Below are 14,303 nucleotides of genomic sequence, written 5' to 3' on the forward strand. Positions count from 1 at the left end.
CGAACGCGCCGTTTCGGCTTCCGGTCGTGGGATTGGTTTGTCGGGGGACTGCCCTTTCTTTTGGTTACTTTTCTTTGGGCAAGCAAAGAAAAGTGACCCGGGCGCCGCCAGGCGATCGGAAGCTTGGCTGGTGATTCTTCTGCTGAAGGGCACACGAGACAGCGTGGAAAGTCCCTGGATCCGTGCCTTCGCGGCATGACGATCGAGCGCGGGAGCGGAGCGGCACGGGCGAGAGCAACAGCAACATGGGTTCCAGCTTTCGCTGGAATGACGGTGGGTGGTTCGTCGCCATGGGAGAGCCCGTGCGTTACGGGCCTGGGTCCCGGCCTTCGCCGGGATGACGATCAAGGGCGAGAGCGAAGCGGCAAGAGCAAGAGCAACGGCAACCGCAACTGCAACTGCAACCGCAACCGCGAGAACAACATCAGCATCAACATCAACAGCAACAGCACATGGGTTCCGGCTTTCGCTGGAACGACGGTGAGGCTGTTCGACGAGAAGAGAGTGCCCCTGCGTTACGGGCCTGGGTCCCGGCCTTCGCCGGGATGACGATCGATAGCGAGGAGCGCAGAGCGAAACGCCCTCACCCTTCCGGCGGCAATTTCCCATCCGGCGTGGCCGCCTTCGGATCGATCGACGCCGGCGTTCCCGGCACCTGCACACCACGCTCCAGGTCAGGCGCCGCGAAGCCCACCGCCGGCGATGCCGGTTGCGCCGACGCCAGCGCGGTCGGCGGCAGCACCGAGGCACCCGGTTCCGGCGCGTAGACGCGCGGACCGAAGCCGAACGCCGCATCGCTGCGCGCCGACACGATCATGCGCACCATGCCGGTCGGGATCATCAGTTCGATCTCGACCTCGTGCCCGTCCTCGCTGCGGCCGTGCAGGGTCATGTCGATCAGCGCGCCGCCGGTGTCGATGGCGGTGCACATCACGTGCGGGCCGTGCGGGCCGTCCAGCAGGTACGGGCGGATGGCCTCGCCGAGGATCTCCAGCGCCTGCGGATAGAGGAACACCGCATAGCCCTGGAAACGATCGCGGTTCTTGTCGTCGGCCATGGTCGCCTCAGCGCAGTTCGAAGGTCAGGGCGGCGGCGGCATCGCGCGCACGCTCGCGCGCGGCCTCGATGTCTTCGCCCAGCGCGAGGGTCACCGCGACGCGGCGGTGCCCTTCCACGCGCGGCTTGCCGAACAGGCGCAGCTGCGTGTCGGCCTGTTCCAGCGCTTTGTCGACCCCTTCGAACACCGGCACGCCATGCCCATGCGCGAGCACCGCGCACGAGGCGGCGGCGCCGTACTGGCGGATCGACGGAATCGGCAGCCCCAGGATGGCGCGCGCATGCAGCGCGAATTCGCTCAGGTCCTGCGAGATCAGCGTCACCAGCCCGGTGTCGTGCGGGCGCGGCGAGACTTCGCTGAACCACACCTCGTCGCCCTTCACGAACAGTTCGACGCCGAACACGCCCCAGCCGCCGAGGTCGTCGGTGATCGCACGCGCGATCTCCTGCGAACGCTCCAGCGCGCGCGGCGACATCGCCTGCGGCTGCCAGCTTTCGCGGTAATCGCCGTCGCGCTGCAGGTGGCCGATCGGCGCGCAGAAGGTGGTGCCGCCGGCGTGGCGCACGGTGAGCAGGGTGATCTCGTAGTCGAAATCGACGAAGCCTTCGACGATCACGCGCCCGGCGCCGGCGCGACCGCCGGTCTGCCCGTACTCCCAGGCCTTGTCGACATCGCCCTCGCTGCGCACCAGGCTCTGGCCCTTGCCGGACGAGGACATCACCGGTTTGACCACGCACGGCACGCCGATGTCGGCGACCGCCGCGCGGTAATCCTCCAGCGTGTCGACGAAACGGTACGGCGAGGTCGGCAGGCCGAGGGTTTCCGCGGCGAGGCGGCGAATGCCTTCGCGATCCATCGTCAGCCGTGCGGCGCGGGCCGTCGGGATCACGCGCACGTCGCTGCCGCGCGCCTCGAACTCGCGCTCCAGCTCGACCAGCGTCTGCGTGTGGATGGCCTCGATCTCCGGCACGATCAGGTGCGGGCGTTCCAGCGCGATCAGCGCGCGCACCGCGGCGCCGTCGAGCATGTCCAGCACGTGGCCGCGATGCGCCACCTGCATGGCCGGCGCGTCGGCGTAACGGTCGGCGGCGATGACTTCCACGCCGAAGCGCTGCAGCTCGATCGCCACTTCCTTGCCCAGTTCGCCCGAGCCGAGCAGGAGCACGCGGAAGCCGTGCGGGGACAGGGGCGTGCCGATCGTGACCATGCGCAATCCGTGGGGCGGAGGGAAGACGGCCAGTGTACCGGGCGCGACCGGACGACGATCCGCCGGGCCCGGCACGACATCGATGCGGACACGCGCGGGCTGTCGGCCTGACGCATCCGCATGCGATCCTTGCTCCCGATGCCCGGCCCCCACCCGCGCAACTGGATCCGATGGATGGTCGTCGCGCTCGCGATGGCCGTTTCGGCGTGTTCGCGCGAAGCGCAGCCGCCGCGCACGCCGGAGCACGGCACGCGCCTGGCAGGCGTGCTGCTGGATCCGCAGATGGACGAGATCAGCGGCCTGGCCGCCTCGCGTCGCCACCGCGACGTGCTGTGGATGCACGACGACGGCGGCAACCCCGAACGCCTGTTCGCGGTCAGCACGAACGGTACGCGCCTGGCGACGCTGCGCGTGGAAGGCGTCACCAAGACCGACTGGGAAGACATCGCCTCCTTCGAACTGGACGGCAAGGCGTACCTGCTGATCGCCGACACCGGCGACAACGGCGGGCTTCGCCGCAGCCTGCAGCTGCACGTGATCGAAGAACCGGCGAAGCTGGAGAACGCGCGCCTGCGCCCGGCGTGGTCGATCGCGTTCCGCTGGCCCGATGGCGCGCGCGACTGCGAAGCCGTCGCGGTCGACGCCGAACGCGAGCAGGTGCTGTTGATCTCGAAGAAGCGCCAGCCGCCGGAACTGTTCTCGCTGCCCTTGCGGCCGTCGACCGGCACGGCGTTGCAGACCGCGCAGAAGCTCGGGCCACTGGCGGGCGTGCCGCAGCCCTCCGCCGAGGCGCTGAGCCGCAGCCCGCAGCGCGCGCGCCTGGACAGCCAGGTCACCGCGGCCGACATCTCGCCGGACCATCGCACGCTCGCGGTCATGACCTATCGCTGGTTGCTGCTGTACCCACGCCTCGGCGACGAAGGCTGGGGCGATGCGGTCGCACGCACGCCCCGCTTCCAGCCCCTGCCCTGGCTGCCGCAGGCCGAAGCCCTGGGCTGGAGCGCCGACGGCCGCGCGCTCTATGCCACCGGCGAATTCATCCCGGCACCGCTGTACCGGATCGTGCCCTGAGGCAGGGCGCGGGAACCGGTTGTTCCCGCCCTGCGTCTCCTCCGTTCCTTCGCGGCCGGCCGCTCGTCGGCAGCGCACCCACACCTATTGCTGGTTTGATATCACTCTGATATCAATAATCCATCGACGAATGGAGATCGCCCCGTGAAAGAGAACCCGATCCGCTCCCTGCCCGGCATCCCGCTGCTGCTCGTGCAGCTTGCCCTCCTCGCGATCGCCGGCTGGATGCTGCTGTCCGGGCTGGGGGTCGCCGGCGACGACCCGTCCGGCGTGCGCGTGGCCTGGGCCCTGCTCCTGGGGCTGGTGACGTTCATCGCGATGTTCGGCCTGTACATGGTCGAGCCGAACAAGGCCGCGGTGCTGAGCCTGTTCGGCAAGTACATCGGCACGGTCAAGGAAAACGGCCTGCGCTGGAACAACCCCTTCTACGGCAAGAAGAAGGTGAGCCAGCGCGTGCGCAATTTCGAAAGCGGCAAGCTGAAGGTCAACGAGCTCGACGGCAGCCCGATCGAGATCGCCGCGGTGATCGTCTGGCAGGTCGTGGACAGCGCCGAGGCGGTCTACAACGTGGACGATTACGAGAGCTTCGTGCACATCCAGTCCGAATCGGCGCTGCGCGCGATGGCCACCAGCTACCCCTACGACCAGCACGAGGAAGGCCAGCTCGCGCTGCGCAGCCATGCGGCGGAAATCAGCCAGCACCTGCAGGACGAACTCGCCGAACGCCTGGCCGACGCCGGCGTGCGCGTGATCGACGCGCGCATCAGCCACCTCGCCTACGCGCCGGAAATCGCCCAGGCGATGCTCCAGCGCCAGCAGGCCAACGCGATCATCGCCGCGCGCACGCGGATCGTCGCCGGCGCGGTCGGCATGGTCGAAATGGCGCTGGCGGAACTGCAGAAGAACGGCGTCGTGCAGCTGGACGAGGAGCGCAAGGCGCACATGGTCAGCAACCTGCTCGTCGTACTGTGCGGCGAGCGCGGCACGCAGCCGATCGTCAACACCGGCACGCTGTACTGAGCACGCCATGGAGACGAGCCTGGGCGATTACCTCATCCCCGCGATCCTGGCCGTCAGCAGCCTGCCGGCGTTCGTCGCGGCGCGGCTGATGTCGCGCGGCCGGCCACGCGGCGCGCCGGTGCCTCCCCTGGCGCTGCTGATGCGGCTGGTGGGCGTGGCGATCCTCGCCGGCGCGCTCGGCCTGTTGTGGGCAGGCGAGGACGGCACGCGGCGGCTGGCGGTGATCGTCGCGATGGTCGTCGCGGTCAACGGGCTCGGGCTGGTGCTGCTGTTCAAGCTCGGCCGCGGCCGCTCGGGGCCCCGCTGACGTGGGCGAAAAGAAGGCCTTCCCGCTGCGCATCAGCGCCGACGTCCTCATCGCCGCGCAGCGCTGGGCGGACGACGAACTGCGCAGCGTCAACGCGCAGATCGAGTACGTGCTGCGCGATGCGCTGCGCAAGGCGGGGCGGCTGCCGGGGCATACTTCGCCCACGGAGTCCGAAATCGAACCCGACCCCGCATCCGACGAGGAATCGACGTGAACCAGTGGACGTACCAGGTAGTGGAAATCGTGCCGCGCATGCTTGGCCCGGCCGTCAGCGAACGACTGCAGGAAGAACTCAACCGCCTCGGCCAGGACGGCTGGGAACTGGTCAGCGTGATGCCGGTGACGCCGTTCGACCACCTGCGCGCCGTGCTCAAGCGCCCGGCCTGACGGCCTTGCGGGTGCATCGCCGCACCCGCCCCGCTACCCTGTCCGCATGCGTGGCCCCGTCCCCCTGAAGACCGCCCTGGTCAACACGTCCCGGATCGAGATCTGGCCGGGTGGACTGTTGCGCGCCCGCAGCAATTTCGATGCACGCGCCCTGTCGCGCGCGCATCACGTGCTCCGTCGCAAGCGCGACGGGCAGTACCTCGCCGTGGACCTTCCCGAAGGCCTGCTCGCGCTGGTGCCGCGGCTTCGCGCCGAACCCGGGCTGGACGAAGCGCTCGACCTGCTCGACGCCGCGCCCGCGCACCGTCGCGGCGGCCTGGAACACGTGCACGAGCTGCCGCTGGACCGCCTCGAGGAACGACTGGAACCGCTCGGTCTGGACCACGCCTACGCCGAGCGCACCGGACTGGAACTCGTCGCCGAACCCGACTGGCTCGCCTTCGCCGGCTTCGACCGCTATCGCCGTCCGCTGTGGCTGCACGTCGATGCCGCGCGCGCCTGGACGCACCTGCGCGAAGCCGCGCTGCGCGACGACGTGGTGCTCGAAGCGATTTCCGGTTATCGCAGCCACGACTACCAGCTCGGCATCTTCGAACGGAAGCTCGCTCGCGGCTTGAGTGTCGATCAGATCCTCACCGTCAACGCGGCGCCGGGCTACAGCGAACACCATTCCGGCCTCGCGCTCGACATCGGCGCGCCGGACGAGCCGCCGGCAGAAGAATCCTTCGAGACCACCCGCGCCTTCGCCTGGCTGCGCGACAACGCCGGCGGCTACGGCTTCGTCATGACCTACCCGCGCGACAACCCGCACGGCATCGTCTATGAACCGTGGCATTGGGCGTACCGGCCCGCACAAGCGGCTGCATCTACTCCCGATCCAGCGTGATGCGCACGCCGGCGACGGTCTTCTGGGTGATGGTCAGGTCGAAATCGGCGGCACCGTAGCGCTTCTTCAACAGCACGTCCTCGCCGTCGTCGACCTCGATCTTGTAGCGGTCGCCGAGCTTCGCGCGCAGCGTGTCGCGAATGAGCCGCGCGATGTGGTTCTCGCCCGCGTCCTTGGGCACCTGCACGGTGATGTCGACGGGCGCCGAGTCGGTCGGCGCGACGCGCAGGACCACGACGCCGTCGCTGTCGGCGTCGCTGCTCACCTGGATGCGCCACTTGTTCGAGGGCGCGGCCAGCGCGAGCGCGGGGCACGCGAGAAGCATGGCGGCAAGCGACAGGGCATGGATGAAGCCGGAGCGTTGGAGCGATCGCATGACGAACCTCCCGGAGGTGACGGCGCGGCCGGCCGTCCACGTCGCGAATCTAGGCACGGGCCGCGTCACGCCGGCGTCGCGGTCGCGGCGGGCGACGAGGCGAAGCGACCGCCTCAGTCCTGCGAACGCTTCGTGGGCTCCTTCGCGGCCGCCGCGAAGTCCGCGATCCGCCACAGGTACAGGCTCGCGTAGGTGCGATACGGGCCCCAGCGCTCTCCCGCTTCGGCCAGCGCCTTCGGGGTGGGCATGTCCTCCAGCCCGTCCACGCGCTGCGCACCCTTGCGGATGCCGAGGTCGTCGGTGGGCAGCACGTCGGGGCGGCCGAGGCGGAACATCAGCATCATCTCGACCGTCCACCGCCCGATGCCGCGCACCGGCACCAGCGCCTGGACGATGGCGTCGTTGTCCATGACGCTCATGCGGCGCAGGTCGGGGATCTCGCCCCGCGCCTCACGCGCGGCGAGGTCGCGCAGCGCGAGCGTCTTGTTGCCGGACACGCCGCACGCGCGCAGGCCCGCGTCGTCGATGCGCGCGAGCGTGTCGGCGTGGAAGCGCGTGGCGCCGATCGCGGTCTCCACGCGCCCGACGATCGTCGCCGCGGCCTTGCCGCTCAGCTGCTGGTAGAGGATCGCGCGCGCCAGCGCATCGACCGGGTCGAACGGCTTGCGCCAGCGCGGATCGGGTTCGATGGGACCGATCTTCTTCATCCAGCGCGCGAGCTTGCGGTCGCGTTTGACCAGGTGCGCGTGCGCGGCGTCGGTGTCGAATCCTCGCGAAAAGCGCGGCATGTCAGCGCCTCAGCGCCTCAGCGCATCGACGGCGTAGAGCACCCACGCCAGGATCATCATGCTGCCGCCGATGGGCGCGAAGCGCGTCGTCATGCCGGCGAACGCCGCGCCGGCGAGGCTGCCGGAAAACACGATCGTGCCCAGCAACAACAACACCAACGCGAGCGTGCGGAACATGCGCGGCCGGCGCGGCACGAGTGCGGCCAGCGCGATGCCGTGGCCGAAGGCGAACAAGGCGGCGCTGTGCAGTCGCTGCACGTCGGGCGCCTGCGCGGCGTGCGCGGCGTAGGCCGACAACGCGACCGCGGCGGCGGCGAGCAGCGCGCCCGCGGCAGCGAGCAGTCGCGCCGGTAGCGGCAGATGGTGCGTGCTCGGGTAAAGGCCCATGCGGATCGTCCGGATCGCGAAGTCCGCCACCATAGCGCTTCGATGCGGAGCCCGCCAAACCGCCGGTCGAGGCGCTCGTTCGTGGATCGCAACCGACCGCACCTGCAGGTTGCGTTTCGCGCCATCGACAGCCGGTTGGAATGGCGCGCAAAAAAAAACGCGCCGCGGAATCCGCGGCGCGTTCGATGAAGCCTTGGCGTATGCCGGACGTCTTACTTGACGGCCCAGAACACGTCGTAGGTGCCTTCCTCGGTGAAGCCGGCCTGCACGCCGCCGGTCCACGCTTCGTACGGACGGTCGACCGACTCGTAGCCGTGCGTCATCGCCCAGCCACGCAGCGCGTCGCGGACCTTCGGCAGGTTGGCCATGTGGCCCTTGAAGCCCGGCACCATCGCGACGCGGGCCGGCTCGTTGAACACGGCCGTGACCGGGCCTTCGACCTTGATGTCCAGCTTCTGCGTGCCGTCGGCGGCGCCGATCTTCTTGACCGGCTGGGCGACGTCGAAGGAGTACATCTCCGAACCGAATTCGTTGGTCACGATGCGAACCGGACCGGCCGGCTCCAGGCCGTTGGCGGCCATGACCTTCTTGATCCACTCCATGTTGGAGTTGATCTGGCCCATGACCTTGTCGTTCGTGCGCTCCACCGCGGCGGTGACGACCAGCAGGTTCTCGGCCGGACGCTCGACGATCTTCGGCGCCTTGGCCGGGTCGGCCTTGCTCAGCTCGGCGTAGTCGTAGTTCGGCACGGCGGCGAGCATGTTGGTCAGACGGGTCAGGCCCATCTTCATGTCTTCGCCGACGTTGCTGCTGACATACAGGCCGGCGTAACGGCCGATCAGGTTCCAGCCGTAGTCGACGTCATAGGTCTGCGTGATCTGCACGTTGCGACCACCGCGGCCGGTCGGCTGCAGGGTGAATTCGGTGCGCTTGTTGCGACCCGGCTCGATGTCGGTCAGCGCATAGGCGACGCGCTTGCCCGGATCGCTGGCGGTGATCTCCCAGCTGCCCTGGCGCAGGCCCTTTTCCTTGGAGTCGTAGTCAAGGCGGGCACCGACGCCGGATTCCGGACCGGAGAGCTTCAGCTGGATCTTCGGATCGCGCAGGACGAGCGGGTTCCAGTCCTTGAAACGCTTCAGGCTGTTGAGGCTGTCGTACACGATGGTGAGCTTGCGGTTGGTCTCAACCGAATGCTCCAGGTGACGGCTCGACGGCAGCGCGATGCCTACGATGAGGAACAGCGCGGCCACGATGGCCAGGGAAATCAAAATCTCGATCAGACGGGTCATTCAGGTTTCTCCGAGGGCCGGTACCCGGTGGACCGGGACACAGACCCGCAATCGTATCAAGGAAGCTGCGGACGGGGCAGCTGTCAGGGCAAGAAAAGTAAGGTCGAAGACGCCGGCCGGCGCGTCGTCCGCCAGCGGCTGCAGGGCCGCCCGGTGCGGCGGCGGGCCGACCCGACAGGGTCGGCAATGTCGATGGGCGATGTGCGGGACTGTCGTTCGTGGCCTCTACCGGATCGGGGCCCGTCCCGTCCTCGGGAGCAGGCCCGCTGGAGTGCGGGAGCGGCGCAGGCGTACGGCCGGCTCAGACCAGCTGCAGTTCGAACGCCTTCAGCACCGCGCGTGTGCGATCGCGCACACCCAGCTTGGACAAGATATTCGACACATGGTTCTTGATCGTGCCCTCGGCGACGCCCAGCGAATTGGCGATTTCCTTGTTGGAGAAGCCGCCGGCCATCAGGCGCAGGATTTCCGTTTCGCGTTCGGTCAGCGGATCGGGGCGATCCAGGCTGACGAAGTCGTTGCGCATGTGCTCCAGGCCCGACAGCAGCCGCTGCGTGACCGCCGGCTGCACCAGCGACCCGCCATCGGCCACGGCCTGGATCGCGCTCACCAGTTGCTCGAGCGAGACGTCCTTGAGCAGGTAGCCCTTCGCGCCCGCCTTCAGGCCGGCCAGCACCAGCTGGTCGTCATCGAAGGTGGTCAGGATGATCGTCGGCGGCAGCGTGTTGCTGCGGGCCATCGACTGCAGCGCCTCCAGGCCCGACATCACCGGCATGCGCATGTCCATCAGCACCACGTCGGGCTTGAGCTGCGGGACCAGTTCCACCGCCTGGCGGCCGTCGCCGGCTTCGCCAATTACCTCGATGCCTTCGGCCAGCGCCAGCAGGGAACGAACGCCCTGCCGGACCAGCGTCTGGTCGTCGACTATCAACACACGGATCATGCGATGGCTCCTTCGCAGGCGGCGGCCGCGGCCGCCGAGGCCGGCAACGTCAGGTGCAGGCAGAAGCCCGCCCCCAGCCGGGTTTCGATCTTCAAGTCCCCGCCGTGCGCCTGGAGGCGCTCGCGCATGCCGCGCAGGCCGTTGCCGGCGACGAGGTTGTCACTTCCGTTGCCGTCGTCGCGCGCGCTCATGACGATGCAGTCCGCGCGACGGCCGGCGTTGATCCACAGGTTGCGTGCGCCGGCGTGGCGCACGGCGTTGGTGATGATTTCCTGCGTGCAGCGCAGCAGCACGTGCGCGCGCTCGGGATCGTCCAGCGTCAGCGGCGCCTGGATGTCCATGTGGATCTCCAGCGCCGGCACGTTCTCGGCCAGCGGCAGCAAGGCGGCGGACAAGTCGATCGCCCCGCCTTCGCGCAGCTGGCTCACGGCTTCGCGCACGTCGGTCAGCAGCAGGCGCGCGAGCGTGTGCGCCTGCTGCACGTGTTCCTTGACGCGGCCTTCCGACAGATGCCCGGCGACTTCCAGGTTGAGGCTCAGCGCGGTGAGGTGATGGCCGAGCAGGTCGTGCAGTTCGCGCGAGATGCGCGTGCGTTCGTTCACGCGCACGCTCTCGCCCAGCAGCGCGCGGGTGGCGCGCAGTTCGGCGTTGAGGCGACGCTGCTCCTCGCGGGCTTCGGCCTGCTGGCGCGCGACCAGCGCGGTGACGAAGACCAGGCTGGAGAAGCCCATGTAGGTCACCGACTGGAGCACCGCGACCATCGGCGGGAAATCCAGCGCCTCGACGAACAACGGGATGATCGCGACGTTGCCGCCGACCAGCAGCGCCAGGCCCCAGCGCACCGGCATAAGCCACGGCAGCAGGCCGGCGACCACCATCAGCAGGATCGAGCCCAGGCCGGTGCGCGAGAAGTAGCCCACGCCGATCGCGCAGCCGGTCAGCACCAGCAGCAGGACCTTGTCGAGCGCGCCGCTCGGGCGTCCGAGCTGGCGGCTGATCCACCAGTAGATCAGCCCGAACGCGAGATAAACCACCAGCCAGCGCAGGATCTGCAGCGCGGGCGGGCCTTCGGTGTCGGGGCTGAGGATGGTCGGATCGAACCAGACGCTGAGCAGCCAGAGGCCGACCGCGCCCCAGGTGAACAGGCCCGCGTAGCGCAGTAATCGGGTGTGGTTGAGGCGGGCCAGCATGGCGGCATGCTAAACGCATCAAGGGCCTGGGGAGCCGTCCGAAAGTCATGTCTGAGCGGCGGCCCGCATCTTCCCATGGCCTCGCCGGCGGCCTCGTGACGGGTCGCCGGGGGGAGTCGGCCATGCGATAATCGCGACGCCGGCCGCGCTTTGCGCCCGGTCCGAAGCACAGCTGGAGCCTGGAATGTCGATCGTCGTCCGCGACGTGCGTGAGCACGAGCTGGATTCCGTCCTTGCCCTCAACAACGCCGCCGGCCCTGCGATCCTGCCGCTGGATGCGGCGAGACTGCGTCACTTCTTCGATACCGCCGAATACTTCCGCGTCGCCGAGCGCGACGGGGCCATCGCCGGCTTCCTGATCGGCGTGGGCAGCCATACGAACCACGACAGCAGCAACTTCCGCTGGTTCTGCGAGCGTTACCCGGATTTCTTCTACATCGACCGCATCGTGGTCGCCAGCCGCCGTCGCGGCGGCGGCGTGGGCCGTGCGTTCTATGCCGACGCCCAGAGCTACGCCGAGCTGCGCTACCCGCAGATGGCGTGCGAGGTCTTCCTGGAAGGCACCAACGACCCCGCCCTGCTCTTCCACGGAAGCTTCGGCTTCCACGAGGTCGGGCAGCACGTGATGGAGGAAGCGGACGTGCGCGCCGCGATGCTCATGAAGCCCCTGTGCAGCTACGCCTGGGTCCGCGAGACCTACGGCGACGCGCTGCCGCAGGCGCCGTGGATCACCCGTCCGCGCAATGCCGTCGCCGCACAACGCCTGACCGGAACCGCCCTGTGAGCGCCGCCATGGACTTCGAACTGGCCGGTGAACTGAAGATCGGCCAGGTCGGCATCGCGAACCTGCGCATCCGCACCCTCGACGTCGCCAAGCTCACCGAGGAAATGCGCGGCCGCGTGCAGCGCGCGCCGAAGCTGTTCGCGCGCGCCGCAGTGGTGATCGACTTCGGCGGCCTCACGCGCACGCCCGACGAGGCCACCGCGCGTGCCCTGATCGCAGGACTGCGCGACGCCGGCGTGCTGCCGGTCGCGCTGGCCTACGGCACGACCGAGATCGAGCGCCTGTCCGAAGCGCTCGGCCTGCCGCTGCTCGCGAAGTTCCGCGCCTCCTACGAGCGCGACGAACAGGCGGCATCGCAGCCTGCGCCCGCACCGACCATCCGCGAACCCGAACCCGCGCCGCCGCCGAAGGCGCCCCGGAGCGCGCCCGCTCCCGCCACGCCGGCAGCGGCGAACGTCGCCCCTGGCATGATCCAGTCGGCGCCGGTGCGCTCGGGGCAGCAGATCTACGCCGAAAACCGCGACCTGACCGTTCTTACAACGGTGGGGGCCGGCGCGGAGGTCATCTCCGACGGCTCGGTGCATATTTACGGACCGTTGCGCGGTCGCGCCCTTGCCGGCGCGAAAGGCAACGAACAGGCCCGCATCTTCTGCCGCGAGTTCCACGCCGAGCTCGTCGCCATCGCGGGCCATTACAAAGTGATGGAAGAGATTCCCAAGGAGCTGCGCGGCAAGGCCGTGCAGATCTGGCTTGAAGACCAACAACTGAAAATCGCGGCTCTTGACTGAGACCGCATTACCGGAGGATTCGTTAGTGGCCGAAATCATCGTAGTCACCTCGGGCAAGGGCGGCGTCGGAAAGACCACGACCAGCGCCAGCCTTGCATGCGGTCTCGCCCGCCGTGGCCACAAGGTCGCCGTCATCGACTTCGACGTCGGCCTGCGCAACCTCGACCTGATCATGGGCTGCGAGCGTCGCGTCGTGTACGACTTCGTCAACGTCGTCAACGGCGAGGCGAACCTGAAGCAGGCGCTGATCAAGGACAAGCGCTTCGAGAACCTCTACGTGCTGGCCGCTTCGCAGACGCGCGACAAGGACGCGCTGACGAAGGAAGGCGTGCAGAAGGTGCTCGACGACCTGGCCGCCGACGGTTTCGACTACATCGTGTGCGATTCCCCGGCCGGCATCGAGAAGGGGGCCTACCTCGCCATGTACTTCGCCGACCAGGCGCTGGTGGTGGTGAACCCGGAAGTCTCCTCCGTGCGCGACTCCGACCGCATCCTGGGCCTGCTGTCGTCCAAGACGCGCCGCGCCGAGAACGGCGAGCGCATCAAGGAGCACCTGCTGCTCACCCGCTACAGCCCCAATCGCGTGGAAACGGGCGAGATGCTGTCGGTCGGCGACGTCGAGGAAATCCTCGGCCTCAAGACCATCGGCGTGATCCCCGAATCGCCCGACGTGCTCAACGCGTCCAACAAGGGCGAACCGGTCATCCTGGAAACCGAATCCAACGCGGCCCAGGCTTATGACGACGCCGTCGCGCGCCTGCTGGGCGACACCCGGCCGATGCGTTTCATCACTGCAGAGAAGAAGGGTTTCTTCAGCAAGATCTTCGGAGGTTGAGGATGGGCTTGTTCGATTTCCTGCTCGCCAAGAAGCAGACCGCCACGATCGCCAAGGATCGCCTGCGCATCATCGTCGCGCACGAGCGCGCCGGCCGCGGCAGCAATAGCCCGGATTACCTGCCGATGCTCCAGCGCGAGCTGCTGGAAGTCATCCGCAAGTACATCAACGTCGACGCCGAGTCGGTGAAGGTGGACCTGATCGGCGAAGGCGACAGCAAGGTACTCGACATCTCCGTCGCGCTGCCGGAGAACCCGGCGCAGGCGTGATCGCCTGATCCCTTCTCCCGCCCGCGGGAGAAGGTGGCCGAAGGCCGGATGAGGGCAGCCCAGGGCTGCCGCTCCGTTCGCCCTCACCCTGCCCTCTCCCGCAAGCTGGAGAGGGGACGAAGCCCGCAATGCTCACCCTCGCCGACATCGACTTCGACGCCACCGCCACGCTGCTCGCGCGGTACGGACTGACGCTGCATCGCGTCGCCGATGGCGAGGCGATTCCCGGCAGCTATTGGGGCGAATGCGAAGCGGGGCTGATCGGCCACAACGTCTACGCACGCGGCGACACGCCGGTGCATTCGCTGCTGCACGAAGCCGCGCACCTGATCGTCCTGCCGCCCGAACGTCGCGCGCAGGTGCATACCGACGCCACCGATTCCATCGAGGAAGAAGACGCCGTGTGCGTGCTGCAGGCGCTGCTCGGCGACGCGTTGCCGGGCGTCGGACGCGAGCGCGTGCTGGCCGACATGGACGGTTGGGGCTACACGTTCCGGCTGGGATCGGCGAAGGCGTATTTCGAACGGGATTCGGACAGCGCGTGGCAATGGCTGCAGGTGCGCGGATTGGCGGATGCGGGTGCGCGTTCGTTGACGCTGCCGGATTTCGCCCCGGTGTCGTAACCCGGGCAAGCGAAGCGCGGCTAGGCCCCGTTGCGCCTGACCCGGGTGCGCTCCGCTTACCCGGGCTACAAAAGCCGGCACGGCAACGCGCGAGAA

19 protein-coding genes are annotated in these 14,303 nt (G+C 68.5%); 11 read left to right on the plus strand and 8 right to left on the minus strand.

The window, feature by feature from the left end; all coding sequences use genetic code 11:
• Positions 1–583: 583 nt before the first annotated feature.
• Both LA521A_RS12895 and purT read right to left on the minus strand, forming a co-directional pair.
• Positions 584–1,057: a hypothetical protein gene (locus LA521A_RS12895; protein WP_281779283.1), complete on the minus strand. Its 474-nt coding sequence runs from the start codon at positions 1,055–1,057 to the stop codon at positions 584–586.
• Positions 1,058–1,064: 7 nt separating this feature from the next.
• Positions 1,065–2,264 carry a formate-dependent phosphoribosylglycinamide formyltransferase gene (gene purT, locus LA521A_RS12900; protein WP_281779284.1) on the minus strand — a complete coding sequence of 400 codons (1,200 nt, stop codon included), beginning with the start codon at positions 2,262–2,264 and terminating at the stop codon, positions 1,065–1,067.
• Positions 2,265–2,438: 174 nt separating this feature from the next.
• Here purT and LA521A_RS12905 point away from each other — a divergent pair, with 174 nt between their 5' ends.
• From LA521A_RS12905 to LA521A_RS12930, 6 genes are all read left to right on the plus strand, one after another.
• Positions 2,439–3,335 carry a YjiK family protein gene (locus tag LA521A_RS12905; protein WP_281779285.1) on the plus strand — a complete coding sequence of 299 codons (897 nt, stop codon included), beginning with the start codon at positions 2,439–2,441 and terminating at the stop codon, positions 3,333–3,335.
• A gap of 144 nt (positions 3,336–3,479) precedes the next feature.
• Positions 3,480–4,355, plus strand: coding sequence for an SPFH domain-containing protein (locus tag LA521A_RS12910; protein WP_281779286.1), 876 nt, complete (start codon positions 3,480–3,482; stop codon positions 4,353–4,355).
• Between the two features lie 7 nt (positions 4,356–4,362).
• On the plus strand, positions 4,363–4,662 hold the full coding sequence (locus tag LA521A_RS12915) for a hypothetical protein (RefSeq protein ID WP_281779287.1): 300 nt from the start codon (positions 4,363–4,365) through the stop codon (positions 4,660–4,662).
• A 1-nt stretch (position 4,663) separates the two neighbouring features.
• Positions 4,664–4,876: a type II toxin-antitoxin system antitoxin gene (locus LA521A_RS12920; protein WP_281779288.1), complete on the plus strand. Its 213-nt coding sequence runs from the start codon at positions 4,664–4,666 to the stop codon at positions 4,874–4,876.
• Positions 4,873–5,049, plus strand: coding sequence for a DUF4177 domain-containing protein (locus tag LA521A_RS12925; RefSeq protein ID WP_281779289.1), 177 nt, complete (start codon positions 4,873–4,875; stop codon positions 5,047–5,049). Before LA521A_RS12920 ends, LA521A_RS12925 begins: the two co-directional genes overlap by 4 nt.
• Before the next feature lie 46 nt (positions 5,050–5,095).
• A complete protein-coding gene (locus LA521A_RS12930) occupies positions 5,096–5,935 on the plus strand; it encodes a M15 family metallopeptidase (RefSeq protein ID WP_281779290.1) in 840 nt (279 codons plus the stop codon).
• Here LA521A_RS12930 and LA521A_RS12935 read toward each other — a convergent pair.
• The 6 genes from LA521A_RS12935 to LA521A_RS12960 all read right to left on the minus strand — a co-directional run bounded on the left by LA521A_RS12935 (position 5,916) and on the right by LA521A_RS12960 (position 10,908).
• Complete coding sequence (locus tag LA521A_RS12935; RefSeq protein ID WP_281779291.1) at positions 5,916–6,311, minus strand: hypothetical protein; 396 nt, start codon at positions 6,309–6,311, stop codon at positions 5,916–5,918. The two genes, LA521A_RS12930 and LA521A_RS12935, sit on opposite strands and share 20 nt — an antisense overlap.
• 113 nt (positions 6,312–6,424) lie before the next feature.
• Positions 6,425–7,099 (minus strand): DNA-3-methyladenine glycosylase family protein, encoded by a 675-nt coding sequence (locus tag LA521A_RS12940; protein ID WP_281779292.1) that lies wholly within the window; start codon positions 7,097–7,099, stop codon positions 6,425–6,427.
• 9 nt (positions 7,100–7,108) lie between these two features.
• Positions 7,109–7,486, minus strand: coding sequence for a DUF423 domain-containing protein (locus LA521A_RS12945; protein WP_281779293.1), 378 nt, complete (start codon positions 7,484–7,486; stop codon positions 7,109–7,111).
• 212 nt (positions 7,487–7,698) lie between these two features.
• A complete protein-coding gene (locus LA521A_RS12950) occupies positions 7,699–8,775 on the minus strand; it encodes a polyketide cyclase (protein ID WP_281779294.1) in 1,077 nt (358 codons plus the stop codon).
• A 301-nt stretch (positions 8,776–9,076) separates the two neighbouring features.
• Positions 9,077–9,718: a response regulator gene (locus LA521A_RS12955; protein WP_281779295.1), complete on the minus strand. Its 642-nt coding sequence runs from the start codon at positions 9,716–9,718 to the stop codon at positions 9,077–9,079.
• The gene (locus LA521A_RS12960; RefSeq protein WP_281779296.1) at positions 9,715–10,908 is read right to left on the minus strand and encodes a sensor histidine kinase; all 1,194 of its coding nucleotides are present in this window, start codon (positions 10,906–10,908) and stop codon (positions 9,715–9,717) included. Before LA521A_RS12960 ends, LA521A_RS12955 begins: the two co-directional genes overlap by 4 nt.
• 184 nt (positions 10,909–11,092) lie before the next feature.
• Here LA521A_RS12960 and LA521A_RS12965 point away from each other — a divergent pair, with 184 nt between their 5' ends.
• From LA521A_RS12965 to LA521A_RS12985, 5 genes are all read left to right on the plus strand, one after another.
• Positions 11,093–11,692, plus strand: coding sequence for a GNAT family N-acetyltransferase (locus LA521A_RS12965; RefSeq protein WP_281779297.1), 600 nt, complete (start codon positions 11,093–11,095; stop codon positions 11,690–11,692).
• 8 nt (positions 11,693–11,700) lie between these two features.
• Positions 11,701–12,480, plus strand: a complete 780-nt coding sequence (gene minC, locus LA521A_RS12970) for a septum site-determining protein MinC (RefSeq protein ID WP_281782093.1) — start codon at positions 11,701–11,703, stop codon at positions 12,478–12,480.
• 25 nt (positions 12,481–12,505) lie between these two features.
• Positions 12,506–13,315 carry a septum site-determining protein MinD gene (gene minD / locus LA521A_RS12975; protein ID WP_281779298.1) on the plus strand — a complete coding sequence of 270 codons (810 nt, stop codon included), beginning with the start codon at positions 12,506–12,508 and terminating at the stop codon, positions 13,313–13,315.
• Between the two features lie 2 nt (positions 13,316–13,317).
• Entirely contained in the window at positions 13,318–13,584 is a 267-nt protein-coding gene (minE, locus tag LA521A_RS12980; protein ID WP_115842847.1) for a cell division topological specificity factor MinE, read from the plus strand.
• Between the two features lie 128 nt (positions 13,585–13,712).
• Positions 13,713–14,207: a hypothetical protein gene (locus LA521A_RS12985; protein WP_281779299.1), complete on the plus strand. Its 495-nt coding sequence runs from the start codon at positions 13,713–13,715 to the stop codon at positions 14,205–14,207.
• Positions 14,208–14,303 lie beyond the last annotated feature (96 nt).

It is taken from the genome of Lysobacter auxotrophicus (genome assembly GCF_027924565.1).
Classification (GTDB): Bacteria; Pseudomonadota; Gammaproteobacteria; order Xanthomonadales; family Xanthomonadaceae; genus Lysobacter_J; species Lysobacter_J auxotrophicus.

Bases quoted from the DNA above. Each gene is read 5' to 3' on its own strand.
- LA521A_RS12895 (WP_281779283.1), bottom strand. From the start codon at position 1,057: ATGGCCGACGACAAGAACCGCGATCGTTTCCAGGGCTATGCGGTGTTC.
- purT (WP_281779284.1), bottom strand. From the start codon at position 2,264: ATGGTCACGATCGGCACGCCCCTGTCCCCGCACGGCTTCCGCGTGCTC.
- LA521A_RS12905 (WP_281779285.1), top strand. From the start codon at position 2,439: ATGGTCGTCGCGCTCGCGATGGCCGTTTCGGCGTGTTCGCGCGAAGCG.
- LA521A_RS12915 (WP_281779287.1), top strand. From the start codon at position 4,363: ATGGAGACGAGCCTGGGCGATTACCTCATCCCCGCGATCCTGGCCGTC.
- LA521A_RS12930 (WP_281779290.1), top strand. From the start codon at position 5,096: ATGCGTGGCCCCGTCCCCCTGAAGACCGCCCTGGTCAACACGTCCCGG.
- LA521A_RS12935 (WP_281779291.1), bottom strand. From the start codon at position 6,311: ATGCGATCGCTCCAACGCTCCGGCTTCATCCATGCCCTGTCGCTTGCC.
- LA521A_RS12940 (WP_281779292.1), bottom strand. From the start codon at position 7,099: ATGCCGCGCTTTTCGCGAGGATTCGACACCGACGCCGCGCACGCGCAC.
- LA521A_RS12945 (WP_281779293.1), bottom strand. From the start codon at position 7,486: ATGGGCCTTTACCCGAGCACGCACCATCTGCCGCTACCGGCGCGACTG.
- LA521A_RS12950 (WP_281779294.1), bottom strand. From the start codon at position 8,775: ATGACCCGTCTGATCGAGATTTTGATTTCCCTGGCCATCGTGGCCGCG.
- LA521A_RS12955 (WP_281779295.1), bottom strand. From the start codon at position 9,718: ATGATCCGTGTGTTGATAGTCGACGACCAGACGCTGGTCCGGCAGGGC.
- LA521A_RS12960 (WP_281779296.1), bottom strand. From the start codon at position 10,908: ATGCTGGCCCGCCTCAACCACACCCGATTACTGCGCTACGCGGGCCTG.
- LA521A_RS12965 (WP_281779297.1), top strand. From the start codon at position 11,093: ATGTCGATCGTCGTCCGCGACGTGCGTGAGCACGAGCTGGATTCCGTC.
- minC (WP_281782093.1), top strand. From the start codon at position 11,701: ATGGACTTCGAACTGGCCGGTGAACTGAAGATCGGCCAGGTCGGCATC.
- minE (WP_115842847.1), top strand. From the start codon at position 13,318: ATGGGCTTGTTCGATTTCCTGCTCGCCAAGAAGCAGACCGCCACGATC.
- LA521A_RS12985 (WP_281779299.1), top strand. From the start codon at position 13,713: ATGCTCACCCTCGCCGACATCGACTTCGACGCCACCGCCACGCTGCTC.